The 23608-nt window shown below is 53.4% G+C and carries 20 protein-coding genes; 5 read left to right on the top strand and 15 right to left on the bottom strand.

The window, feature by feature from the left end:
- The first annotated feature begins 32 nt into the window (after positions 1-32).
- Entirely contained in the window at positions 33-746 is a 714-nt protein-coding gene (locus AAA927_RS03340) for a glucosamine-6-phosphate deaminase (RefSeq protein WP_338215706.1), read from the top strand.
- Between the two features lie 62 nt (positions 747-808).
- Here AAA927_RS03340 and cysK read toward each other — a convergent pair whose 3' ends face one another.
- The 4 genes from cysK to AAA927_RS03320 form a co-directional block, all read right to left on the bottom strand.
- Positions 809-1723 (bottom strand): cysteine synthase A, encoded by a 915-nt coding sequence (cysK, locus tag AAA927_RS03335; protein WP_125580580.1) that lies wholly within the window; start codon positions 1721-1723, stop codon positions 809-811.
- 1 nt (position 1724) lies between these two features.
- A complete protein-coding gene (locus tag AAA927_RS03330; protein ID WP_338215703.1) occupies positions 1725-2537 on the bottom strand; it encodes a homoserine O-acetyltransferase/O-succinyltransferase family protein in 813 nt (270 codons plus the stop codon).
- 147 nt (positions 2538-2684) lie between these two features.
- Positions 2685-4814 carry a copper-translocating P-type ATPase gene (locus AAA927_RS03325; RefSeq protein ID WP_338215700.1) on the bottom strand — a complete coding sequence of 710 codons (2130 nt, stop codon included), beginning with the start codon at positions 4812-4814 and terminating at the stop codon, positions 2685-2687.
- Positions 4807-5262, bottom strand: coding sequence for a CopY/TcrY family copper transport repressor (locus tag AAA927_RS03320; RefSeq protein ID WP_338215697.1), 456 nt, complete (start codon positions 5260-5262; stop codon positions 4807-4809). Before AAA927_RS03320 ends, AAA927_RS03325 begins: the two co-directional genes overlap by 8 nt.
- Before the next feature lie 247 nt (positions 5263-5509).
- Between AAA927_RS03320 and fba the strand changes: the two genes are divergently transcribed.
- From fba to AAA927_RS03300, 4 genes are all read left to right on the top strand, one after another.
- The gene (gene fba, locus AAA927_RS03315; protein ID WP_125580586.1) at positions 5510-6391 is read left to right on the top strand and encodes a class II fructose-1,6-bisphosphate aldolase; all 882 of its coding nucleotides are present in this window, start codon (positions 5510-5512) and stop codon (positions 6389-6391) included.
- A 174-nt stretch (positions 6392-6565) separates the two neighbouring features.
- Positions 6566-8035: an ABC transporter substrate-binding protein/permease gene (locus AAA927_RS03310; RefSeq protein ID WP_338215695.1), complete on the top strand. Its 1470-nt coding sequence runs from the start codon at positions 6566-6568 to the stop codon at positions 8033-8035.
- 169 nt (positions 8036-8204) lie between these two features.
- Positions 8205-9725, top strand: a complete 1521-nt coding sequence (locus AAA927_RS03305; RefSeq protein WP_338215692.1) for a hypothetical protein — start codon at positions 8205-8207, stop codon at positions 9723-9725.
- Positions 9706-11166, top strand: a complete 1461-nt coding sequence (locus AAA927_RS03300; protein WP_338215690.1) for a mucin-binding protein — start codon at positions 9706-9708, stop codon at positions 11164-11166. Before AAA927_RS03305 ends, AAA927_RS03300 begins: the two co-directional genes overlap by 20 nt.
- 534 nt (positions 11167-11700) lie before the next feature.
- On the opposite strand, the gene AAA927_RS03295 is transcribed toward AAA927_RS03300, so the two are convergent.
- From AAA927_RS03295 to AAA927_RS03245, 11 genes are all read right to left on the bottom strand, one after another.
- Positions 11701-12189 (bottom strand): AP2 domain-containing protein, encoded by a 489-nt coding sequence (locus AAA927_RS03295; RefSeq protein ID WP_125579202.1) that lies wholly within the window; start codon positions 12187-12189, stop codon positions 11701-11703.
- A 101-nt stretch (positions 12190-12290) separates the two neighbouring features.
- Entirely contained in the window at positions 12291-13640 is a 1350-nt protein-coding gene (locus AAA927_RS03290) for a TPM domain-containing protein (RefSeq protein ID WP_338215686.1), read from the bottom strand.
- A 156-nt stretch (positions 13641-13796) separates the two neighbouring features.
- Entirely contained in the window at positions 13797-14957 is a 1161-nt protein-coding gene (nagA, locus tag AAA927_RS03285) for an N-acetylglucosamine-6-phosphate deacetylase (protein WP_125579204.1), read from the bottom strand.
- Between the two features lie 455 nt (positions 14958-15412).
- Positions 15413-15793, bottom strand: coding sequence for a PTS sugar transporter subunit IIA (locus AAA927_RS03280; RefSeq protein WP_164507798.1), 381 nt, complete (start codon positions 15791-15793; stop codon positions 15413-15415).
- 26 nt (positions 15794-15819) lie between these two features.
- On the bottom strand, positions 15820-16626 hold the full coding sequence (locus AAA927_RS03275; RefSeq protein WP_204117803.1) for a PTS system mannose/fructose/sorbose family transporter subunit IID: 807 nt from the start codon (positions 16624-16626) through the stop codon (positions 15820-15822).
- The gene (locus tag AAA927_RS03270; protein WP_204117802.1) at positions 16613-17515 is read right to left on the bottom strand and encodes a PTS mannose/fructose/sorbose/N-acetylgalactosamine transporter subunit IIC; all 903 of its coding nucleotides are present in this window, start codon (positions 17513-17515) and stop codon (positions 16613-16615) included. The genes AAA927_RS03275 and AAA927_RS03270 overlap by 14 nt, the downstream gene beginning before the upstream one ends.
- Before the next feature lie 12 nt (positions 17516-17527).
- Positions 17528-18016 carry a PTS sugar transporter subunit IIB gene (locus AAA927_RS03265; RefSeq protein ID WP_125579208.1) on the bottom strand — a complete coding sequence of 163 codons (489 nt, stop codon included), beginning with the start codon at positions 18014-18016 and terminating at the stop codon, positions 17528-17530.
- Between the two features lie 177 nt (positions 18017-18193).
- Positions 18194-19339: an SIS domain-containing protein gene (locus AAA927_RS03260; protein WP_435891508.1), complete on the bottom strand. Its 1146-nt coding sequence runs from the start codon at positions 19337-19339 to the stop codon at positions 18194-18196.
- Between the two features lie 85 nt (positions 19340-19424).
- Positions 19425-20159, bottom strand: coding sequence for a GntR family transcriptional regulator (locus AAA927_RS03255; RefSeq protein ID WP_125579210.1), 735 nt, complete (start codon positions 20157-20159; stop codon positions 19425-19427).
- 345 nt (positions 20160-20504) lie between these two features.
- Positions 20505-21323, bottom strand: a complete 819-nt coding sequence (locus tag AAA927_RS03250; protein WP_338215673.1) for a Cof-type HAD-IIB family hydrolase — start codon at positions 21321-21323, stop codon at positions 20505-20507.
- 848 nt (positions 21324-22171) lie between these two features.
- On the bottom strand, positions 22172-23599 hold the full coding sequence (locus tag AAA927_RS03245; RefSeq protein WP_338215672.1) for a nicotinate phosphoribosyltransferase: 1428 nt from the start codon (positions 23597-23599) through the stop codon (positions 22172-22174).
- Positions 23600-23608: the final 9 nt, after the last annotated feature.

Raw genomic sequence — 23608 nt, 5'->3', positions numbered from 1 at the left:
TCTCAATCACGTTTTGCCAAGGAGGCCCCACCATGAGACTGTACAAAGTTGCAACCGAAGAAGCGCTTGGCACCCTCACTGCGAGTTACATGATTGGCATGATGATGCAGCCCCACCGCGTCAACATGGCCATCACCGGCGGCACCTCACCGAAGGAGGTCTACAAAGCTCTGATTCCGCAGGTGAAGGGGCAGGCTGGCTTCAACAATGTCCACTTCTACAACTTCGATGAAGTGCCTTACGCCAGTGAGGACCAGGAAGGGGTCACCATCTCGGAACTCAGGCGGGTCTTCCTTGAGCCGGCCGGCATCGCCGCGGAAAATGTGCACCGCCTGGATCAGCATAATTATCTTGAGCAAGACGATCGTATTCGCCGCGATGGCGGGCTAGATCTGATGCTGATTGGGGTTGGCAGCGATGGCCATTACTGTGGCAACATGCCTGGTACCACCACGTTCAACAGCTGGACATCGCGCGTTGAGCTGAACCAAGCGGCCCGCGAGCAAGTGGTGGCAGAATTTCCAAGTGGTGATCTCGCTGATGTGCCGGACTATTTTGTCACCATGGGCCCGCGCAGTGTCATGGCTGCCAAAAACATCTTGATGATTGCCACCGGCACGCGCAAACAGGAAATTGTGAAGACGCTGATGGCAGGCAAACTCGATGCCAACGTCCCGGCCACGCTGCTCACCTTGCACCCAGGCTTTGTGCTCATTGCCGACGAAGCGGCCTGCAGCTTACTGTAAACGACTATAAAAATAGCGCCAGTGCTGGTTTTTGCCCAGCGCTGGCGCGTTTTTAGTTGTGATTAATATTTAAACAAGGCGGTGGACAGGTACCGGTCGCCATTATCAGGCGCCACGGTGACCACGGTCTTACCCCGGCCCAGCTGCTTGGCCAGCTCAATCGCGCCAAAGATATTGGCGCCGGCGGAAATGCCTGGCAAAAAGCCTTCCTTGTGACCAACCTCGCGGGCCATGTTCAGCGCCTGCTCCGAGGTGACTTCGATGATGTCATTGTACAAATCGACATCCAGCACCTTCGGAATGAAGCCGGCGGAAATGCCTTGAATCTGGTGCTTGCCGCCGTGGCCATCCTTCAGCATTGGAGATTCAGCGGCTTCGAGTGCATAAATCTTCACGTCCGGGTTAGCCTTGCGTAGCGCGCGGCCAACACCGGTCAAGGTGCCGCCAGTGCCGACGCCGGCCACGAAGGCGTCTGGGGTGCCATCTAAATCAGCAATGATTTCCTCCCCAGTGGTGCGTTCGTGAATATCAGGATTAGCCGGGTTTTCAAATTGCATCGGCAGGAAGTAGCCTTTTTCCTTGGCCAGCGCTTCCGCCTTGGCAATCGCACCAGGCATCCCTTCAGCCCCTGGCGTGAGCACGAGTTCGGCACCGTAGCCCTGCATCAAGGCACGGCGCTCCACACTCATGGTCTCAGGCATCATCACAATCAGATGATAGCCCTTGGCCGCAGCGACTGAAGCTAGGCCAATCCCAGTGTTCCCAGACGTTGGCTCCACAATGGTGCCACCTGGCTTCAAGGCGCCACTTTGCTCGGCGGCTTCAATCATCGCCAGACCAATCCGGTCTTTGACGGAACCTGCAGGGTTGAAGAATTCCAACTTCACGAGCACATCAGCGGCGTCTTCCGGGACGACGCGATTCAGCTTCACCATTGGGGTATGGCCAATCAATTCAGTAATGTTATTTGCAATCATATTATTTATCTCCCTTATTTTTCACGACTTCAGCAACATGGGCCACCCATTGGTCAAAAAAGACGGCTTGGGTGTCTGCCCAATCAAACTGCGGGTCTGCTAAGTGCGCGGGATCAGCAAAATAGTTTTCCGGCTTTCGGTAGTGACGGTCTGGATAGGTACTGATTTCCCGTTCGTACTCGTGCAGCAGGCCCTTTCTACCATATTCGAGATGCGCAAACATGAAGGCTTGCTCGGCATGATGGTTTTCCACCAGCAGTAGATCGCCAGCCTCGGTCAACGCTTCGAGCGTTAGCTGAGGATGCTGGCGGATCTGGGCCAGATCCATCTCGGCATACCGCGCATGGGGCGCCTTGAAGCCATCTTGCAAGCCGGCAAGCAGCGGTGTTTCGGCCACGATCTTGTGGGGATAAACGCCAAACAGCTTGTGCGGCAACAGATGCTTCTCGATGCCATAAAAATGGGCCAGCGCGGCCATGCCGCCCCAACATAAATGCAGTTGGACGACATGAGCCGCTGCTAGCGCATCAAACAGTTGATTAACTTCATCGATATAAGTGATGGCTGAAAAAGGCAACGCCTCAAGCGGCGCGCCAGTGACGATGAAAGCATCCATCGTTTGCGCTTCAGCAATCGAGAGTGGGGATAAAATCGCCGCAACCGCCGCCGGGGCGCCTTGCGGGTAGTGCAAAGTTGGGTAATAGAAATGCAGCTCAACCGGCTGGCCGCTGTGCGTGAGCACGCGGGTCAGGCGTTCACTGGTGGCTTGTTTATCATGCATCACATTCAAAACGCCAATTTTTAACGGCCGCATTGCTATTTCCCTCCTTCCGATTCTACTGACCTTTTGTAACCGGTCACAAGGTTTAGACTATCTTTCCGTAAGCAAAAATGCAAGCCTTTTTGCTGATTCAAGGCCTGCATTTTTGTCAATTCCAGTACTGGGTTCAACGGGTTGTGGTTACAGCTTCAAGCTCATCGCATTGAGCGCCACGATGATGGTCGAAGCCGACATGATCAAAGCGCCAACCGCTGGGCTCAGAATGATGCCCACGCCAGCCAGAACGCCTGCGGCCAGCGGAATGGCCAAAATGTTATAGCCAGCCCCCCACCAGAGGTTTTGAATCATCTTACGGGTCGTGGCTCGACCCAGATTGAGGAAGGTTAGTATGTCTTGTGGTGCGCTCTTGACTAGCACCACGTCAGCGGAGTCAATCGCCACATCTGTCCCGGCCCCGATGGCAATCCCAATCGCCGCGCGGGCCAGAGCAGGCGCGTCATTAACGCCATCCCCGACCATCGCTACTTGATGGCCTTGGTTCTGGTAATCCCGGACGATTTTGGCCTTGTCTTCAGGCTTCAACTCAGCATGCACTTTGATGTTGCCCAATTTAGCCGCTACGGCCTCTGCCGCTGCCTGATTATCCCCGGTCAGCATCACCGGCTCAATGCCTTGCGCCCGCAATGCCTTAATCAAGGTCAGCGCATCGGGTTTGATTTCATCGCCTTGCGCCACTAAGCCTAAAACAGTTTGATCTTGCAGTAAAAAGCTGATTGAATTTCCCGCCGCAGCCAGGCTCTGGTATTTCGTTTCATCATAGGCCACCTGGTGCTCACGCAAGTAGTTGGCAGTCACAATGGCATAGGCTTGACCGTCAATGTGGCCGGTCAGCCCGACACCTTGCACCGTCTGCACATCACTGGCCGCCGCCACAGTCAAGGCTTTGGCCTTGGCCGCCGCCAAAATCCCGGTAGCCAGCGGATGACTGGAGTGTGCTTCCAGCGCGGCAAAACGCGCTAACACGTCATCATCGCTCAAGTCAGGTTGCAGGGCCTGCACCTGGTTGACCTTGAAGGTACCTTGGGTCAACGTCCCGGTTTTATCCATCAACACCGTATCAATTTTCCCAGCTGTTTCCAGCGCCTGCCGGTCACGAACCAGCAGACCATGGGCCGCCGCTAAGCTGGTGCTACGGGCGACCACCAGCGGAATCGCTAACCCCAGCGCATGCGGACAAGCAATCACCAGCACGGTCACCAAGCGCTCAAGCCCAGTGGACAGTCCGCTGATTCCGGTCCAGACGAAAAAGGTAATCAACCCAACCAACACTGCGGCGTAGAACAGCCAGCGTGATACTTGATCGGCCAGGGTTTCGGCTTTGGACTTATCAGCCTGCGCGTCGCTAACCAACTTGGCGACCTGGGCCAGATAGCCAGATTCGCCGGTGCCGGTGACTTTCACCGTCAAGGAGCCATCGCCGTTGACCGCGCCGCCAATCACTTGGTCGCCGGCTTGCTTGGCGACCGCTTTGGCTTCCCCAGTGACCAGCGCTTCATTCACCGCACTACTGCCGGCAATCACCAGCCCATCAGCGGGAATCTTTTCCCCGGCCTGGACAATGACCTGCTGGCCGGCCTGCAGCTGCGCCAGTGGCAGATCGGTGACTTTGCCGTCAGCCTCAAGCACATGGGCCTCGCCTGGCAGCAACGCCGCCATTTTCTGGGTCACATTGCCGGCATTCATCACGGCGTTCATTTCAATCCAGTGGCCTAGCAGCATGATCACGATCAAGCTCGCCAGTTCCCAGAAGAAATCCATCACCATGCCGTTCGGATCAACGAACTGGTTCATCACAAACGCGTACAGACTATATAAGTAAGCAACGCTGATTCCCATGGCAATCAGGGTCATCATCGCTGGCGTCTTGGCTTTCAGTTCGCTTTGCGCGCCTTTCAAAAACGGTTGGCCACCGTAGAAGAACAGGAACGTTGCCAGCACCAGCACCACCCAATCCGAGCCGGGAAAGCTGGCTTGGAAGGGCAGATGCAGACCCATGAACGGGGACAAAATGAACACCGGAATTGCGGCAATCAAAGACCACCAGAATTTCTGTTTAAAGCCGCCCATATCCATGTGCCCCATGTGATCGCCATGGTCCATGTCCATATGATCCATGTTCATGTGGCCCATTTCGTGGTGCATGTCCATATGATCCATGTGGTTCATCTCACCCATGTCATGATTCGTCATCCCACGGTCCATCGCTTTGTCATCAGTCATGTTGGTTGCCTTATGTTCTTCGTTATTCATGGTTCTTCACCTCGCAAGTTTCGCATTTCGTTTCGTCAGGCAGACAATCACAAGGCACCATTTCCGGCGCCGTTTTCGCCTTCTCTGCCAGGACCGCTTGCAACGCCGTGATATCGGCCTGCGCCAGGGGCAATGTTTTGATCAAGTTAACCAAGGTCTGACCCCGCTTCATGGCACAAAGATTGGCGAACATCGCCTGAACGTTACTATCCATCGCGGTGCCTTCTGCCACTGTGGCGGTATAAAGAAACCGCCGGCCGTCTTTGGTCGTCTGCAGCAGCGCTTTTTTCACCAGCCGCCCAATCAGGGTTTTAATGGTGGAGTCGCTCCAGTCGCGCTTTTGTTGCAGCAAGCTGATCAGGTCATGGCTCGATACCTCGCCTTTGGTCCAGACGATGCGCATGACTTCCCATTCAGCGGGGCTAATATCATCGATTTTTGGGTTCATGTTCGTTCCTCCTGTCTACGTTTGTAAACTATAAAGGGTTCGTCTACATTTGTCAACGATAATTTTCTAATTAAAAGCTGAAAACTCATCGCCTTTAATCTCGGTTGCGTTAAGCCACGAACGCGCGGCCCCAGTCGGCCGGTTTTGGCAAAATGAAAAGAGGCATAATCTGCCTTCGCATATTCTGAAAATCTATGCTAAAATGATGAAGTTAAAAATTTGTTTTCCAATAGGAGGAAATTCACTTATGCCATTAGTTAACGGCACTGAATTGTTTAAGGCTGCTCGTAAGGGCCACTACGCGATTGGTGCGTTCAACACCAACAACCTGGAATGGACTCGCGCACTTTTGCAGGGTGCACAAGATCTCAATGTGCCGATCCTGATCCAAACTTCCATGGGCGCTGCCAAGTACATGGGCGGCTATGAAGTTTGCCAAAAGCTGATCGAATCTCTGGTTAAGGCAATGGACATCACTGTGCCAGTTGTTATTCACTTGGACCACGGTGACTTCGAGGCTGCTAAGGCTGCCATCGCAGCTGGTTACAACTCCGTTATGTTTGATGGCCACGATCTGCCAGTTGACGAAAACTTGGCCAAGACCAAGGAAATCGTTAAGTTGGCTCACTCCAAGGGTATCTCCGTTGAAGCTGAAGTTGGCTCAATTGGCGGTGAAGAAGACGGCGTTATCGGTGAAGGCGAATTAGCTTCTGTTGCAGATGCTAAGGCCTTCTCCGACACCGGCATCGACTTCCTGGCTGCCGGGATTGGTAACATTCATGGCCAATACCCAGATAACTGGAAGGGCCTGCACTTCGACCGTCTGCAAGAAATCGCTGAAGCGGTTCCTCAACCACTGGTGCTTCACGGCGGTTCAGGCATCCCTCAGGAACAAGTTGAAAAGGCCATCTCCATGGGGATTGCTAAGCTCAACATCAACACCGAATGCCAGTTGGCCTTTGCTAAGGCAACTCGCGAATACATCGAAGCTGGTAAGGACCAACAAGGTAAGGGCTATGACCCTCGTAAGTTGCTGGCTCCTGGTACCAAGGCCATCACTGATACCTTCAAGGAAATCAGCGGCTGGATGGGCACCAAGCCAGTTAAGCTGGTTCCTGAAGAACTGTAAGCTTAACCTTTTACCAAAAAAGTCGTCTCTTGCGAGGCGGCTTTTTTTTGCGTCTGGAACCGTGATGGCAGTCCAAGCAGCAAATGATTATGAATGGCTATTGAATTTTTATTGCATATTTATGAATATATGTGTAAAATAAGCCCCTGACATCGTTATGTAAGGAGCCTACCTATGAAAAAACTTTCGTTTGTATTTGCCGCTATCTTCAGTGCGCTGATGATTCTCAGTCTCACCCAGCCCCAGCAGCCGCAAGCCGCCACTGACGACTCGCTGACGCGCATTCAGCAAAAAGGCACCTTGATTATGGGTAACTCGCCGAACTACCCGCCTTATGAATTCACCACTAATGTAAATGGCAAAGAGAAAATTGTCGGCATGGACATCGAAATCGGTAAGCAAATCGCCAAGGATCTCGGCGTCAAGCTGGTGGTCAAGAAAATGGACTTCGATTCCCTGCTGGTCGCGCTGGAAACTGGGAAAGTCGATATGATTTTATCTGGCTTCTCCCCCACCGCTGAGCGCAAGCAGCACGTCGACTTCTCTGACACCTACTACACCGCCAAGCAAGATATCATCGTGCTGAAAACCGATAAGGGCTATTACCAAAGCCGCACCTCCTTCAATAACAAGAAGGTTGGCGCCGTGGTCGGGAGTATTGCCTACGATCTAATCAAGCAGCAAATGCCTGGTGCCACTCCGGTCGGCATGCAAAACGCCTCCGACTTGGTGTTAGCCCTCAAGGCGCACAAAATCGACGGCATCGTTAAAGACTCCGCCTCAGCGGTCGCTTACGCTAATGCTGACACCAGCCTCGCTGCAATTGATGGGCACTTCACCGTTTCTGGCAGCGAGTCGGGCAATGCGATCGCCTTGCCCAAAGGCAGCGTCGCGCTCCAAACAGCCATTAACAAAAGCATTGCGAAGATCAAGCAAAAAAATCTAATCAACAAGCAATTCCTCCCAGCAGCCGCCAAGTACATCAGCACCGGCGCTGAAACCCACTCTATGTGGCATTACTGGACTTATTTTGCCAAAGGGGTCGGCTACACCATTGGCATTTCCTTCGTCGCCTTGATTGTCGGGGCGCTGCTGGGCGCATTGCTCGCGTTCGTGCGCCTGGGTTCAATCACTTGGCTCAAAACGCTGGCCAATGCTTATGTCGCCTTCGTGCGCGGCACGCCTTTGATGGTGCAAGTGATGTTCATCTACTTTGGCCTCGGGATGTTCTATAACATTTCGGCCATCGTCGCCGGGACACTGGCGGTGGGCCTGAACTCCGCCGCTTACGTCAGCGAAATTTTCCGCGGCGGGATTGAAGCCATCGCCCCTGGCCAAAGCGAAGCGGCGCGCTCGTTGGGCCTATCACAAAAAGACACCATGCGCTATGTCGTGTTCCCGCAGGCTTTAACCGCTATTTGGCCGGCGCTGGGCAATGAATTCATTTCCCTGATCAAGGAAACCTCCATTGTCTCCATCATTGGGGTCGCAGACCTCATTTACCAACTGCGGATCGTGCAAGCCGATACCTACCGCGGGGTACTCCCGATTACCATTGCGATGGTGCTGTACTTCATCATGACCTACAGTCTGTCCAAGGTGCTGAAGCATTTTGAAAAGAAAATGCATCACGCGAATGCTTAATTCACTTGTGAACCGCGAAAGTGCGAGCCTTGGCCCGCACTTTTTTGTTGTCATGTTCCAAAAAAATAACACGTTTACCAATATATTTATTCCTACGAATACCATATTTTTTTAACTTGCTGTATACTTGTGGTAACGAAGGGGAATTTGATAGATAGGGTGAAGCAAAGTGGATGAAGCCGCACTTTTTAATCAGGAAGATGCGACCAATTTTCGGGTTCTACAAAAGTTAAGCGCTCAGCCCTCGCTTCTGATGGCAACCGAGCGTATTCAAGCCGAATTTGGCCAAACGAAATACAAGCTGAATAAAATGTTCGATACCTTGAACGCGGATCTGGTGGAGGTTTCTGATGATACCCCGAGCTACCTGGATGATCTGGACAAGGGTCATTGGCGTGGGCATCATCTGACCAAAGTGGTCATGCAGCGGCTCCGCTTACTGTACCTGCAGCGGTCCTATTTGTTTACGGTGTTTGAATACCAATACTTTTTCTCTAATCGCTACCCCAAAACCGCTTATATGCGGGATCACTACATCAGCAATGCCAAGTTCTACGAAACCGCTGAACATCTCAAACACCTTTTGAAGCAAGAGGAGTTTTTGCCGCCGCACCCAGCTGAAGACGAAGAGTTCGCAACGCGGCTGGCGCTGTTTCAGCTGTATTTTGTGGCGTATAACGGCGTCGCCAGTCCGTTTGCAGAGTTAGAAGGCACCGTGGCGCAAATCACGCGGCTACTGGAATCGCAATTCCATCACACCTTGATGCCAACGCAAGTGACCAAGTTGCAGTTTTTCCTTAAAATCTGGCTGCTGCGGATGCTCAATGGTCAGCACACAGGCAAGGCGCTGCCAGGTAGCCAAACCATCGCCAGTCATCCCGAGCAACTGAATGGCATGCACCGCATTCTGCCAGCCAGTTTTGGCCTCGATGACCACGAGTTGGATTATTTGTATGCCTTCTTAGTCACCTGGCATTATTTACCCGCTACCGAGGAAAAAGCGGCCCTGGCTGGCGCCCAGCTTCCAGTCGCTGACCATTTGACCAAGGACTTTTTGCAGCTGATTGCCGATTATCACCTGCTGGATGAACCGACCCACGACAACGCCGCGATTGAAGCGGCGTTGCAAGGCCTGCATGTTCAGATTACGACCTTCTATCTGGCGCCGACGACTTTTATTGATGATGATCAAATCAGCTTTTTCCGCAATCTCTATCCGGCTTTTGACCATTTGATTTTGACCTTTATCGCCCGCCTGCGGGCCACGCCGACGCCGCAGCTCAATCACACGATGGCGGTTAATCTGTACTTCAGCTACATGTTCACGTTGATTAATTACCTGCCCGCCGCGATTGTGCGTGACCGCGTCTATGTCTGTGTCGACTTTGCGCAAGGCCAGATTTACAGTGACTACATTGCTCGCACCTTGCGCAGTTTTGACAACGCGTTTATCGTGATTGAATCACGCTTGTCGCGCAACACGGACGTTTATCTATCAGACTTTCACGATGATCATTTGAACATCGCGCAAGTGACTTGGGCCAATCCCCCCACTTCAACGGACTGGCAAGAATTAGCAGAGCTGACAATTCAGATCAAACAGGCTAAAATGGTAGCGATACCGGAATCAGTTCCTGATCCTTTTGACCTTGCCGGAAAGGAGTCTCCTGATGACTCAACCGAAAAATGATCGTTATCTCGCTTTACCGCTGCTGCTCGCCAGTGCCATGGCTGGGGCGTTTTTGGCGCAAGGCAACCAGCCGGCGCACCATGTGTTAGCCGCTACGCCAACCGACGCTACCGCCGCCACGGTCACCATCGAGTACTGGACGGACAGCACGAAGATTAGCGCGGAAACCTTCACCGCCCACATCGGCGACCACGGCACACGCCCATACAACCTGCCAGCCGGCTACACTTTGGCAGCTGGCCAGCAGGCGACACTGACATATAATGTCCAACATGCAGAAACGCTTTATCGCGTCCGGGTCGAAGCAACTGGTGCCACCGCGCCATCTGATACGACGCCAGCAACAGTCCCGGCAACGGTGACCTATCTTTACAATGGGCAGATTGTTAAAACCGACCAATTCAAAGGCACCGTTGGCGACAGTGGTAGCTATCAGGTAGCCTTGCCAGCTGGCTATCAACTGGCTACTGGCCAAGCCGCCACCTTGGCCTATACCTTACAGGCCGGCACTAACCAGTTCGTCGTGCAGTTGGCTAAAACTGACAAAGCGCTGGTGCCCGCGACGATTACTTATTTGTACAGTGGCCAAGTCGTTAAAACCGATCAGTTTGTCGGTACGGTTGGCGAAACCGGCCGCTACTCAGTGGCCGTACCAAATGGCTATCACCTCGCCAGCGGCCAAGCAAAGGCCTTTGCGTATACGCTCAGGGCGGGCATGAATGCCTTCACGGTGCAGCTGACCAAAACCACTGCTACGGTCCCGGCAGCTATCACTTACCTCTACCAGGGCCGGGTGCTCAAAGTCGATTCCTTTATCGGCAGCGTCGGTGAAGCGGGTAGTCGCGTGCTGGTAGCGCCGGCAGGTTACGAGCTCAGCAGCAACATCTACCACTATCGCCTCACGGCTGGCATGAATCAGTTTGTCGTCAACCTCACCAAGCAGCGCCAGCCGCAAATTACGGTCACCATCGTGGATGAAACCACCAAGCAGCCCTTGACCGCGATCGCCATCACCGGTGAAGCTGGCAGCCCGATTGCCTTTAACCGCCACGAATTCACCCTACCTTACCTGCAACAAGGCTATCAAGTGACTGATGATGCCACTGCTGACTTAACCGAGTTCCCGCAGCAGTCAGAAAACCTGACCATTGCCGTGAAGAAACCAGCGCCGCATGATTTTTCCCGGCCTATCCCGAGCTTAGTGGCTGAAGCCATTCCGCAACCGACGGGCAAAGCCGTTAAGACGCACACTGAAACCAGCACCGACGCCCAGCGCGACCGGCCAATGGTTTACACCCCGTTCAGCCTTGGCGGCACTGGCCACGGCGGTCACGGCGGCGGTGGCGGCACAGCCGGCAACGACCCTGTCGCCGCTGCCATGGTACTCGCCTCATACTGGCAAGCCTTATCTGGCGTGATTAACTTCGGCGCTGCGAGCTAATAACCAAGCTGTGAAGGGCGGCGGGCTTAGCTCGACGAATAGCCTAGCTCTGAGCATTATCGGCGCACTTTGCCGATGAGGCTCGGAGTGTAGCTATTCGCTCGAGCGTTGCCGACCGGAGCGCATCTACAGGCTGCGAAGGGCGGCGGGCTTAGCTCGACGAATAGCCTAGCTCTGAGCATTATCGGCGCATTTTGCCGATGAGGCTCGGAGTGTAGCTATTCGCTCGAGCGTTGCCGACCGGAGCGCATCTACAGGCTGCGGAGGGTGGCCGCACTTAGCTCGACGGGTAGCCTAGTCCTCGGTATTGCTGCTGGTATTTGGCAGCGATGCCGGGGGCGTAGCTAGCTGCTCGAGCGTTGGCCACTCGGAGCGCAGCTACAGGGTGCGGAGGCGGGCGCACTTAGCTCAACGAGTAGCCCGAAAAAACTGATTGCAATCAAATTAAGAGCCGTTCTTCTCATCGAATGAAGCGATGAAAGAACGGCTCTTTTGCTACCAAAAAAGGATTGACCCCCCGGCCAATCCTTCATGTTAAGCTTCACTGCTAATCGCAGTATCCTGCCGGCCTAAATATTGCCGTTCCGCAGCGCGGCGCAGGGCAACAGCTTCGTCGAAGCTGTCGCAAGCCTTCAGCAACACATACTTACCATTGTGCCGAAGTCGAGCGAACCAGCGTTGATTGGCGGCATTGTAAGACACGCCGATCACGCCTGATTTATTTCGTTTGCTCCGGATCAATGAATTCAGTGGCACCCCATCATCACTCACCAAATCGGTGCCGTGAGCCTTTTGATGGGCGGTAAACGCTGGGTTATTCGCGGCATAGCGCCGGGAAACCTCGCGCCGCAAGCAGCCACAGCTCTTCACTTGGTGATGGCGCAGGCGATACCCATCAACCACAACGATATTGCCGCAATCACAGCGGCACTGCCAAGAAGCATTCCCGTTCGCTGCGGTCCCTGCGCGATGTAAAACCAATAAACGGCCGAACTTCTGGCCAGTTAAATCCATGACACGCATTGGTGTCTCCCCCTCTCCAGCTTACAAGTAAATTGTAGGCTAGAAAGCAGGGGGCCTTTCTCCGCAGTTTTCGTTATCTTGGCAAATTTTGCGAAAGCTTTTTACCAGCTGCCGCCAAAACCACCGCCACCACTGGCGCCGCCGCCACCGCCACTGCCAAAGCCGCCAGAGCTGGTGGTACTAGCCGGGGCAAAAGACGTCACTGCCCAGGGCGCCACACCGGCCATCGCGGTTTGGGCAGTGTCGGGATGACGCAGATGGTTGAGAATCATTTGCCAAGTCGCGGCCAGCTGTTCATCACTCAACTCAGCATCTGCCGGCTGCACATGCATAAAGAACTCCCACCACACGCTGCTAGCTTCATCGGGTTTGATGGGCTGAGTTTGCAGCCACTGGGCGAAGCGCTCCGCATAAGCGCCGGCGATTTGCACTTCCGACCGCACCACGCCCGCCATGGATTCATTATCCGCCAGCAGGGTTTCATCGGTCACCACTGCGGTCAGACTTGGCATTTGGGCCAGCATCGCATCGGGCATTTTAGCTAATTGCGGGCTCTCCTTGCGATAATAGAAATACGGCTGTGGGGCCTGATGCGGTAGTTTCACCAGCCAGGTCACATAATCGCGGCGAATGATCTTGGCGAAACTGTGCTCGAGTGCCCTTTGCTGATTGAACAGCTGCCAGCCGCCGCCAGGGACCCGATCAGGATTCAGCGTGATGCCAGCCGAAGCCAACAGACTCAAGATTGGAAATCGGTCCGGTTGCGTGGTCAAAATCAGCGCTAGGCGGTTACGCAAACTGAAGAAGCGCACCGTCAGCCCGAGCGCAACCGCCAGCATGGCCAGGACCAGCCCCACAATCACGCGATCACGCCGTTTTTCGGCTGCGCGCCGCGCGGTAATTTGGGCTGGGGTCGAGATTGAACTGGCATGCGCCTGCACGCGCTTGACGGTATTGTTGACAATCGCCGCAATTGCCTGATCAAACTGCTTGGCCCGAAGCATGGTTTTGACTTTGCCGGTGACGATGTCCTCACCAGCACCATCAGGGACTACCGGTTCTAACCCATAGCCGACCTCTAACCAGTAGTGCTTCTCTTTCGGCTCAATCGTCAGAAGCAGGCCGTTGTCCCAGTCTTTTTGGCCAAAACTATAATGCTTAAACTGCTCATTGGCATAGTCCTGCAACTCATCTTCATCTTTGCCGCTGGTGACGATGACTGCGATTTGCGGATGGCCCGGTAGTTTGGCAAAAGTCTTGGCATTGGCTTGATAAAGCGCCTGCTGCGTCTTGGCTTTAATCACCCCTTGCGGATCTTGGTACCAGCGCTTAGCTTCGGTCACCTGCGCCGGGGTCAACGTGGCGGCCTGCACTTGCTGGCCTCCGCGCCACAGACAAACTACCAGTCCGACCAGCAGCAACACCCAGCCGCTGAATTGCTTTTTCCTCATACCCATCCTCCATTGCGTGAAGCGTTTTCGGTACTTTCAGTGTACGCGCAAAAGCCAGCGGCGACCACCAACTAAGGGCCGATATTTGGACTTACCGATAACAAAAAAGACTCACCGCGCAAAGGCAGTGAGTCTTAGAAGCATGATGCTTAATGATTAAGCCTGGTAACGGGAAACCCCATCCAAGTAGGTTTCAGCCAAGCTCATGTCCTTGTTCAGAACCAAGTAGTCGGCGTCACGGCCAGGCAGGATGCTGCCGCACTTGTCGTCGATTTTGCATGAACGAGCAGGGACCAAGGCACCCATCTTGATGGCGTCTTCTGGGACGACATCGTTCCAGTCAACCACGTTCTTGATGGCATCTTTCAGCTGCAAAATAGAGCCGGCGAGACTGTGCGCGCCGTCCTTCAGCTTAGCCATGCCGTCTGCGACGATAACCGGGAATTCACCCAGCATGTATTCGCCGTCTGGCATCATGCCGGCCTGCATGCAGTCGGTGATGAGCGCAATGTGTTCTGGCGTCTTGTCTTTGATCAAGGCTCCAACGACTTCTGGACGCACATGGTGGCCGTCGCAGATCAGTTCGTCGTCAACGATTTGCATATACATCGCCGCACCAACCATCCCTGGTGCGCGGTGGTTCAAACCGGACATACCGTTAAAGGTGTGGCAGAAGACGGTGGCCCCGGCTTCAACACAGGCCTTAGCTTGTTCGAAGGTCGCGCTAGAGTGACCCAAAGCAACCACTTTACCGTCTTGGCTCATGTGCTTGGTGAATTCAACGGCACCTTCACGCTCTGGGGCCAAAGCCATCTTTTGGAGCAGACCCTTAGCGCTGGCTTGCCATTCGTCGTATTCCTTGATGGAAGGATCACGGAAGTACTTAGGGTTTTGCGCCCCTTTGTGTTCTTCAGTAAAGAATGGGCCTTCGAAGTAAATCCCTTGGATCTTCGCGCCTTTTTCTTCGCCAGCATGGTCGCCGATGGTCTTGCAGACGTCGTTCAACTGTTCGAAAGGACCGGTCAGTGTGGTTGGCAACCAGGAAGTCACCCCAGCCTTCAGCAGGCCTTCAGACATCTCGTTGATGCCTTCCCAGTCGTTGTCCATGACGTCATGGCCCAACATGCCGTGAATATGCGTATCAACCAAGCCAGGGGCAATCCATTGATCCCCGTAGTCCTTGATTTCGCCGGCTGGCTTTTCGCCATAGGCAGGAATGAAATCGCCAAACTTACCATCGTCGGTGACTTCAAGCCACCCGCCATTTTCGGTCGTGTTCTTTAAGAAAAACTTCGCAGCGTGAATGTAGTAGCTCATTGCACAATCTCCTTAAGTTTATTTGTAATGCGTTTCCATACAACAGTGTAGCACGGATTCGGGTTAGTGGTCTAGTCCAAACACCCGAATCTGACAAAAGGTTGACTGAAGGGCTTCAGCGGTAAAAATAGCGATTTTTCGCTTTGGCGCCTCGCTGTTGTAGTTGCGCTCAGCTCGGCAACGCACGAGTGTCTAGCTACGGTTAAGGTCTCGCCGCCTAAAACCGGCGGCAATACCTTAACCTAGGCTAGCCATCGTGCTAAGACCACCGAGCTTCGCAGCCTGCTCTAGTTGCGCTCAGGCCGCCAACGGCTGAGTGGCCAGCTACGCTCTGCGCCTCACCGGCCAAATACGCCGGCAATGCTCAGAGCTGGGCTGGCCATCAGCCTAAGTACGGCGGCCTTCGCAGCCTGTAAAAAAAGGGCCAGGGATCGCTCCTTGGCCCTCAGTGGTTATTAGCTCAGCATTTCGTTGACATGGACAACGCCGGCTTTGGCGTCGTCGACGATGTTTGGTTCGCCACCAACCATCTCAGCGTTGATAAAGCTGATGATCATTGGCAGGTTCATCCCGGTGAAGAGGTCGAAATGACCTTCGCCTTCCATGAGGATACGCGCTACCACATTGGCCGGCGTGCCGCCCATTAAATCAGCGAATACGGTGAAATCTCCGAGACCTTCGACCGTCTTGTCAAATTTTGCCTTGAAGTCTTCAGGGCCTTCACTCGGCAGAAGTTCGACCGTGTGAATGTTTTCCTGAGGACCCATAATCATTTCAGCACTCTTCTTCAGTTCCGTGCAGAACTGACCGTGACTTACCAATACCAATTCACTCATAATAACCGTCCTTTTCTATTCTGAAATTATGCCTTCGCGATGATACCAAGGGCACCCAGAGCAATGGCCAAGACCAAAACGATGAAGATCGCCTTGGTGGAGGTCATGCCCTTCTTACCCAGCATCCAGTAAACGAAGCCGCAGATCAAGGCTGGCAGAATGCGAGGCAAGATCATGTCCAGGTTGTTCTGGATGTTCAAAGGCACGGTCCCAACAACTGGGGCCCAAGCAAACTTGACGTTGATCATGGTTGCGACCAAGGCGCCGACCATGAACACACCCATCAAGGAAGCGGCATCGGTCAACGCATTCAGCGTGTGCTGCATGGTTGTAACCAGGTTAACCCCTTCTTTGTAGGCAATCTTCAGTTGAACCCAACGGAAGACGTCAACGACGATTTGAGCCGCAATCCAGATGAAGATCCCGATTGGGTTGCCCTGCTTCGCCATGGAAGCAGCAATCGCACCAAAGATAGCAGGAATCAAGGCAGCGAAGATAGAGTCACCGATCGCAGCGAATGAGCCCATCAAGCCGGCTTTCATCCCGGCAACAGTTTCCTTACCCTTGATGCCTTGTTCTTCTTCGACCGCCAGATCAATACCAGTGATAATGGTGTTGAAGAAGTTTGACGTGTTGAAGAACTGGGTGTGCGTCTCCATCATTTCTTTCAATTCAGGAGTGCCATCCCCGTAAATCTTACGCAGTTGTGGCAGGATGTGATACAGATAACCAGAAGCCTGCATACGTTCGTAGTTCCAGCCAAGTTGGAAACCGAACAGTGAGCGTTCGTTGATCTGCTTGAAGTCTTTATCGTTCAACTTATAGTTCGTCATCAGTGATTTCCCCCTCGTCTGAAGAATCAGCCTGCTTCGTGGATGCAGCGGCAGCTGGTGCCGGCTGAGAAGTACTGTTGTTGTAAGCAATGATCGCCAGCGCCAAACCAATCAGCGCGATAGCCAACATGGACAAGCCGTTGAAGCTGCCAAGGCCGGCAGCAACTTTAGGCGCAGCAGCCAGCGCAGTCCCGATGTTCTGAATGGAGCCGAACAGCGTGGTCAGCAAACTGGTAATGGTGAAGCCAAGCAGCAGGTATGCGATGTGCTTGCGAACAGGCAGATACCGCAGCAAGATAGCGAACCCAACGGCTGGCAATACGGCACCAGCAACGGACAGGCCATCGCCCAACCACTTCAGAGGACCGTTGATGTAAGCAACGATCGTGTTAACAACACCGCCGCCAAGGGCCAAGCCCAAGCCAACAGGGATCATCCGAGACAAAGCCCATGGCAGTGCCCCAGCAACGAAGTAACGTTCGATGCCTTTGTAGTTGAATTTCTCAACTTGGGCATCGATCCGGTGTGCGAAGAACGTGTTGGAGAAACGAGCCAGGATATCCGTGTAAATCATCAGCGCGGCAACTGGAACACCCAGCGCGGTGATGGCTTGGTTAGGATCCATCCCGGTACCAACAGAGAACGCAACGGCCAGCAGGGTACCGGAGTTAGCATCAATCTTAGATGCACCACCAAAGGTCCCAACACCCAGAACGGTCAGCTGCATCGCAGCCCCGATCGTCAGGCCAGTCTTCATATCGCCCATGACCAAACCAGCAAAGAAGCCGGCGAACACAGGTGCACTCATTGAGGAATAAATCTGGAGTTCATCCAGGATTTGATACCCAGCATAGAGTGTCAAGAGAACAATTTGCCACCATGCAATCATTTTTCTTCCTCCTTACCCTTCAACCTTAGCAAGCATCGGCAAAAAGTCGTGTGAGTCATCAGCTGGCACCATTTGGGCCGTCAGCTTAACTCCGGCTTTGTCCAGTTCGTGGAAGGCATCGATGTCTTCTTGAACCACGTTGATGGACTTGGACACAGACTTGGTTTCGTTCGTCTGTGACATGTTCCCAACGTTGAGTTCCTTGATCGGGACCCCTTTTTGAACCAGCTTCAGGAATGTTGCTGGACGCTTTGCGACCACGAAGACGCGCTGTGAGTCGTACTTACCAGCGTTGATGTGATCAGCCGCAGTGTCAGCATCCAAAACTGAAAGCCGAACACTCATTGGAGCAGCCATCCGCAGGCCACTCTTTTGGATCTTGTCCTTGGAAGCTTCATCATCGACCACGATGATGCGGCTTGCTTGGAGCTTGGTTGTCCACAGGTTCGCAACTTGACCGTGTACCAAACGGCCGTCAATGCGAGATGCAATAATTGCCATACTTCATACCCCCTAAAATAAAGTGATAAAACTAACCAGTAAATAATGGCTTTGGTACAACCAATGATGCAACCGGGCATCACTCCAGGCTACTGACTAGCCTAGCCTCACGCGCTGAAGCTTCAGGGCGTCAGGCTAAGCCAGGCGGCAACTTGGCTGCTCGGCTTAGTGCTAGGTTTAACCTTCGTAGTCGTGCAGGATAACCCCTTTGACCACGCGGTTAACAGTGCCAGATGGTGATGGTGTATCAGGTGTGTTGTTGACTTTGATGGAAGCCAGCAGCGCCAAGGTCTGTGCAAACATCACATCAGGCAGGGCCTGGTAGGCCTCTGGTAAATCTTTCACGCCAGTTTCAAAAGCAAAGTTTTCGCCAGAGAAGTTGGTTTGGTCTTGCGTGGTGCCAATGGCCACAATGCGCTTAGCAATCTTGTCGCCGTTGATTTCTTCCATGACATCCACGTCGTACTGACGGGTGTAAGCATTGTTGCTCAGGAAGTCGAAAACCAGGGTCTTACTGTTAACAAAGGACTTAGGACCATGACGGAAGCCCATGGAAGTGTCGAAGATCGTGGCTAACTTGCCGGCGGTTAATTCCAACACCTTGAGTTGAGCTTCACGAGTCAAGCCACCCAGGCTACCAGAACCCAAGTAAGTGATACGATCGAAGTCTTCATCCACCAGGTTTTGGATTTCGGCTTCGCGCTTAATCACTTCATGCCCCATGTTAACAGCGGCTTGCACGTAGCTCACCTTGTCGGCCTCAGCGGCCTGGTCGAAGACGAGCAGTGCGGTCAAGGCCATGCAGGAGAAGCTCCCAGTCATGGCAAAGCCCTTGTCGTTGGCACCGGCTGGTTGCATCAGCAGCAGGTTGTTGGCATCGCCTTCAACCTTGGCGGCCAAGTGACCTTCTGGGGCGCAGGTAATGGTGATCTGATGCAAGTTGTGAACCAGCTGTTCGGCCAGTTCAACGGTTTTAACGGATTCTGGTGAGTTCCCACTACGGGAGAAGGATACCAAAATCGTTGGCGTATCTGCTTCAAGGAAATCATAAGGTGCTGACACGATATCCGTGGTAGCGATGGATTCGAAGCGGAAGTGGCTCCGATCACCGTGCCGGTTCAGATATGGGGTCACCGTGTCGCCAGTGTAAGCGCTGGTGCCGGCGCCGGTGAAGATAACCCGGACCACTTGGCCGTTAGCTTCAGCAACGACCTTAGCTAAAAAGTCCGTGATTTCAGCCTTTTTACCTTGGTAATTGCTCAAAGCTTCTTGCCACAATTCTGGTTGCTGCTTAATTTCGTGCGTAGTGATTTGCGCACCCATCTTGGTCAGTTCATCTACTGATTTCTCGTACAAAACAATTCCTCCTCAAGCTTGTTCACTATGTTGCGACCGACTGGCAAGCCAATCAGGTCGTGGTCCCTTTTTGGGTGTGGTGATAACGATAAACGAATTGGTCGGCGCGGGTGATACTGAGTGTGAATTCCACGATTTCACCTTTGACATTGGTGGTCGTTCGCTGCATCGATAAACTCGGTGAGCCTTTCGGAACATTCAGCATCGCCGCATCTTTGGCTGACATCAGACTGGCGAAAAACGCTTCTGCCGCATCAGAGACCGGACTGTCGTAATGATCTTTCATCAGGTTATACAGGCCTTCGCGCTCAACGTCGCTCGCCTTCAGCTTCGGGAACCGATCGGCTGGCAGGAAAGTCCGCTCAACCATCAGCGGCACCCCATCAGCCATCCTGATGCGCTTTAGTTTATACGTTGGCGTCCCCAAAGGTACTTGGAGATGCTCAACAATATAATCGTTAGCCGGAAATTGCTGCAGATACAGCACGCGCGAGTTCGCGCGCCGGCCTTGATCAGCCATTTGCTCGGAAAAGCTGTAGGTCTCGGCTAAATCTGTCGGCTCAGCTGCCGGATTAGCGACGAACGTGCCGCGCCCCCGACTGCGGTAAATCACACCGGTCATCTCTAGCTTAGCCAGCGCCGCGCGGACAGTGTTACGACTCACACCGTAGGATTCGGCCAACGCGCGCTCGGAAGGCAGCTTACTGTGCGGTGCCATATCCGTGCGAATTTGATTTCGTAATAAATCCACCAACCGATCATGCAGTGGTTGAACTTCGCTGGCCATCGTCTCGCCTCCCAATTGGTACCAACCATGGAGAAGTGTAACCGCATTCTTTCATGGTGTCAAGGAATTGTACCCTGTTTAAATGCCTATACAACAGCCTTTTGGCGTTGGTATACCCGCTTTGGTACCTTCATTTTCATAACGGTACACCCCGTGAAACATGCGCCAGCTTTTGTTTTTCGCTCGGCTTGCGAAAGCAGTCACAAAATTGGTACCAACCTTATAAACCAATCGGGCCAAATAAAAATAAAATCGAGCCTACGTAGATAAGGGTTAGAATGCTTAAATTCCCTTAAATACCGGCCCGATTGACGGTGGTTTTATTCTGAAAAGTGGATGAGATTTCTATTTGAAAACGGCGTCATACAACGCGGTGATGGGATCATCGTTGTTCGTCACTGGCAGGACTAACCCGGCGGCGCGTTTGACGGCAGGAATGGCATTCGCCACCGCCACCCCGAGGCCAACTTGCTGCAGCATGCTCAAATCATTGGAGTTGTCGCCAAGCGCGATAATCTCGTCTTTGGCCACGCCGATCTGCTCGCCCAAGGTCAACGCCGCGATCCCCTTGTCGATACCAGCTGGATTGAACTCAACGTAGCGGTTGGAAGAATAGGTGATGGTCATCGGAGTAGCAATCGCCGCCTTGGCTTTTTCGTAGAAACGCTCGCGCACGCCATAATCAAGGTGCTGGAAAATCACCTTGGCAATCGGCCGGTTTTGGAACGCCGTTAAGTCCTGCGCCTCAATCATTTCGTAATCCACGCCGCGATTCATCAGATATTCTTTTTCTGGTTCGTTGATGTTCGCCACATAGACATGGTGGAAGGTATAAACATGCGCACACAAGTCGCCTTCCGCCATCGCCAGCCGGAACAGCTCATCCGCCACGGCAAAAGGCAAGGCATGTTCAACCATGATGCAATTGCCGGCGTTTTCGACAATCGCGCCCCCATTATAGGAAATCACATACTGGCCTGCTAAATCTTTGGTGCCGATTTCTGCCAACAAGGCCTGCACGGAAGCGAAGCCGCGTCCAGTGTTGGGCACAAACTTCACCCCTTCATCGCGCAGCTTGTGGATGGTTTCAATATCGCGTTTCGAAACCCGTCCATCATCTTGCAATAAACTCTCGTCCAAATCGCTCACGATCATCTTATACATTCGCAAGGCCTCATTTCGCATCGTTTTCTTTACTGTAACACAACAGGCAGCGGAGAGCGGCCGCTTTTAGCCAGATGATTAGCCTAGCCTAAGGCATCATCGCCGCTTTTGGCGATGAGGTCTTAGGCGTCGCTAATCACTCTGGCGTTGGCCGTCCGAAGCGCACCTTCACGCTGCGGAGAGCGGCGGGTTTAGGCGGATGGGCTGCCTAGGCGAGCACCTTGAAGCTGATCTTCGGCTTCGAGGCGCTTGCCGTAGCAGAACACGCCGCCGTTGCCGCTCGGAGCGCACCTTCACGCTGCGGAGGACGGCCACTTGTAGCAGGATGATAGGTTATCTTAAGGCATGATACTTAGCATGCTCTTTCAAGCCGGAGCGCGAGACTAAAACGGCGATTTCTCAATTTTCCCTGTAAATTGGTCGCCAAATCACACGGGAAAGTTCACAACCTAGTCACATCTCCCCTGTAGTATTGTCCATAACGAAATAAGCCTCCAACTTATTTCCGCCTCTAACGAAGCTGACCGTGGACGCACGGGCGGCCCTAGGTCCTCCAACCTAGAACATCACGTCGGTTTCCTCTAAAAACCGATTCGCCGTCGCCTCGCGACGGTATTTTTTTGCCTTTCTGCCGCAAAAACGCAACTGAAACGCTACGCTTCCATCACATTTTCTTCACAACCGGCCGGTAGTATAGGAAACATAGAAATGAGTTACCCCCTTATTTCTACCCCAAACAACTTTTTCATTATTACTCCTCCTAATTGATGTTTTTCCCCCCAAGAGAACATTGATTACCCCAAACCTCATGCAGCTGCTGGTCCCCGCCGGCAGCTGCTTTTTTGCATTTAATTGACTTGCTGCTTGAACGCGTCGATCAACTGGTGTTGCAAAGCATCAAGTTGCTGTGTGACGTAGACCGGATAACTGGCCGGGTTGACTAGTCGCTTCGTTTCCGCCGGTAGCTCGGCCAATTTGGTTTGAGCGAACTTTTGAATGGCAAACACGTCTTCTTGCGGGGCTTGCGCTAAGTTGATGGCTTGTTGCAGCGGCACCGCGGTAAAAGCGGTCAGGTCCAAATGCTTGTGCGTCTGGAGCGGATTACTATCCACCACTGCCAGGGGCGCTTGAAGGGTTTCATCCGCCAGCGCTATCACATCGGCAAAGGCTTCATGGGTCCCAGGTCGATACAGCCGGTAGATTTGTTTAATTCCTGGCAAAGTGGTTTTCTCAACGCTTGCAGAAACCTTGATTTTTGGCTTTAGCTGGCCGTTCGTGCGGGTCGCCGCGAGCTTGTACACCCCGCTGAGCACCGGCGCGCTGGCGCTGGTAATCATTTTTTCCCCGATGCCAAAGTTATCTAGCGGCGCGCCCTCGGCTAGCAGTGCCGGAATAACCGTTTCATCGAGGGCATTGGACGCGGTGATTTTCACCTCCGGCAAACCAGCGGCATCTAACTGCTTGCGGGCCTGTTTGCTCAAATAGGCAATGTCTCCGGAGTCAATGCGAATCCCCACGGGCTGATGCCCCGCTGCCTTCAAGGCCTTGAACACAGTAATGGCATTCGGCACGCCAGACTGCAAAACGTCATAAGTGTCGACTAGTAGCGCACTGTTATCGGGGTACTGCTGCGCCCACGCCTGAAACGCGGCCAGCTCACTGGGAAAAGCCTCAATCCAGCTGTGCGCCATGGTGCCAGCCGCCGGAATACCAAACTGCTGAGCGGCCAAGACATTAGACGTGCTGACGGCGCCGCCAATCACTGCCGCTCGCGTGCCATAGAGGGCACTGTCCGGCCCCTGGGCGCGCCGCGCGCCGAATTCCATAATCGGCCGTCCTTGAGCAGCAAAGGTAATGCGCCGGGCCTTGGTGGCAATCAGCGACTGGTGGTTGAGGATGTTCAGCAGCACCGTTTCCAGCAGCTGGGCCTGCGCCAGTGGTCCTTCAATGGTAACCAGCGGCTCGCGCGGGAAGACCGGTAGCCCTTCTGGTACCGCATTGATGGTGCAATCGAGCTGAAAATCAGCCAACATGGCCAAAAAGGCGTCATCATACAAGTTGAGACTGCGTAAATACGCCACATCTGCCGCGTCAAAATGAAAGTCCCGTAGCACTTGCACCACCTGGGCTAACCCAGCCGCGATGACAAAGCTGCCATGATCGGGCACATCGCGGTAAAAAATATCAAAAATCCCCCGCGTTTGCGGAAGATTTTGCTGAAAGCCATTCGCCATGGAAAACTCATACAGATCCGTTAGCATCGATAAATTGCGCATTTTTCTTCT

This window comes from Lacticaseibacillus salsurivasis (assembly GCF_036246225.1).
GTDB classification, from domain to species: domain Bacteria; phylum Bacillota; class Bacilli; order Lactobacillales; family Lactobacillaceae; genus Lacticaseibacillus; species Lacticaseibacillus salsurivasis.
Note: the sequence above shows the minus strand (reverse complement) of the source record. Positions and strands in the feature narration are given on the sequence as shown.

Coding starts and splice junctions, on each gene's coding strand:
- AAA927_RS03255 (WP_125579210.1), bottom strand. CDS start 20,159: ATGGCCAGCGAAGTTCAACCACTGCATGATCGGTTGGTGGATTTATTA.
- AAA927_RS03325 (WP_338215700.1), bottom strand. CDS start 4,814: ATGAATAACGAAGAACATAAGGCAACCAACATGACTGATGACAAAGCG.
- AAA927_RS03275 (WP_204117803.1), bottom strand. CDS start 16,626: ATGACGAACTATAAGTTGAACGATAAAGACTTCAAGCAGATCAACGAA.
- AAA927_RS03295 (WP_125579202.1), bottom strand. CDS start 12,189: ATGCGTGTCATGGATTTAACTGGCCAGAAGTTCGGCCGTTTATTGGTT.
- AAA927_RS03270 (WP_204117802.1), bottom strand. CDS start 17,515: ATGATTGCATGGTGGCAAATTGTTCTCTTGACACTCTATGCTGGGTAT.
- AAA927_RS03300 (WP_338215690.1), top strand. CDS start 9,706: ATGACTCAACCGAAAAATGATCGTTATCTCGCTTTACCGCTGCTGCTC.
- AAA927_RS03265 (WP_125579208.1), bottom strand. CDS start 18,016: ATGGCAATTATTGCATCTCGCATTGACGGCCGTTTGGTACACGGTCAA.
- cysK (WP_125580580.1), bottom strand. CDS start 1,723: ATGATTGCAAATAACATTACTGAATTGATTGGCCATACCCCAATGGTG.
- nagA (WP_125579204.1), bottom strand. CDS start 14,957: ATGAGCTACTACATTCACGCTGCGAAGTTTTTCTTAAAGAACACGACC.
- AAA927_RS03250 (WP_338215673.1), bottom strand. CDS start 21,323: ATGTATAAGATGATCGTGAGCGATTTGGACGAGAGTTTATTGCAAGAT.
- AAA927_RS03290 (WP_338215686.1), bottom strand. CDS start 13,640: ATGAGGAAAAAGCAATTCAGCGGCTGGGTGTTGCTGCTGGTCGGACTG.
- AAA927_RS03280 (WP_164507798.1), bottom strand. CDS start 15,793: ATGAGTGAATTGGTATTGGTAAGTCACGGTCAGTTCTGCACGGAACTG.
- AAA927_RS03260 (WP_435891508.1), bottom strand. CDS start 19,339: ATGGGTGCGCAAATCACTACGCACGAAATTAAGCAGCAACCAGAATTG.
- AAA927_RS03330 (WP_338215703.1), bottom strand. CDS start 2,537: ATGCGGCCGTTAAAAATTGGCGTTTTGAATGTGATGCATGATAAACAA.
- fba (WP_125580586.1), top strand. CDS start 5,510: ATGCCATTAGTTAACGGCACTGAATTGTTTAAGGCTGCTCGTAAGGGC.
- AAA927_RS03340 (WP_338215706.1), top strand. CDS start 33: ATGAGACTGTACAAAGTTGCAACCGAAGAAGCGCTTGGCACCCTCACT.
- AAA927_RS03320 (WP_338215697.1), bottom strand. CDS start 5,262: ATGAACCCAAAAATCGATGATATTAGCCCCGCTGAATGGGAAGTCATG.
- AAA927_RS03310 (WP_338215695.1), top strand. CDS start 6,566: ATGAAAAAACTTTCGTTTGTATTTGCCGCTATCTTCAGTGCGCTGATG.
- AAA927_RS03245 (WP_338215672.1), bottom strand. CDS start 23,599: ATGCGCAATTTATCGATGCTAACGGATCTGTATGAGTTTTCCATGGCG.